Source organism: Vibrio sp. YT-19(2023) (genome assembly GCF_033337395.1).
This window is the reverse complement of record NZ_JAWOQN010000404.1, coordinates 1-759: the sequence shown is the minus strand read 5'-3', so window position 1 is coordinate 759 and position 759 is coordinate 1. Positions and strand designations below refer to the sequence as shown.

The window sequence follows — 759 nt, the reverse complement described above, 5'->3', positions numbered from 1 at the left end:
GCGACGTAAACTGGTACTTCACGACCGTTCAATGGATGAATAGCAGTAAGGCCAGTTGCCATACCTTTCTTCTCCATTGTCGCCAGTTCAGCTTCAGCAACTTTGGTGTTCTTACATTCTTCGATGAATGCAGCAAGCTCTGGGTTGTTCTCTGCAGCTAGCGTTGCTAGAGGGTGACCCGCTGCGATACCAACGTAAGTCACACCCATTAGTGTGTCTGGACGCGTTGTGTAAACTTCTAGGTCTTGTTGACCTTTCCCTTCAAACTTCAGTTCCACACCTTCAGAGCGACCAATCCAGTTGCGTTGCATGGTCTTAACCATTTCTGGCCAACCTTCAAGTTTGTCTAGATCGTCAAGTAGCTCTTGCGCGTATTCTGTGATCTTGATGAACCACTGAGGGATCTCTTTTTGCTCTACTGGAGTGTCACAACGCCAGCAGCAGCCGTCTTCAACCTGTTCGTTTGCAAGAACGGTTTGGTCATTTGGACACCAGTTAACAGAAGACGTCTTCTTGTAAACTAGGCCTTTTTCGTAAAGCTTAGTGAAGAACTCTTGTTCCCAACGGTAGTACTCAGGCGTACAAGTTGCGAATTCACGATTCCAGTCTTAGCCAAAACCTAGCAATTTAAGCTGGTTTTTCATGTATTCGATGTTTTCGTAAGTCCATGGCGCAGGAGCTGTGTTGTTTTTCACCGCTGCGTTTTCTGCTGGTAGACCGAACGCATCCCAACCAATTGGTTGCATTACGTTTTTGCCT

At 46.6% G+C, this 759-nt stretch carries 1 pseudogene; it reads right to left on the bottom strand.

Annotation, left to right across the window (positions count from 1 at the left end):
* Window positions 1–759, bottom strand: a pseudogene (locus tag R7E78_RS26200) (class I tRNA ligase family protein); the annotation flags it as partial.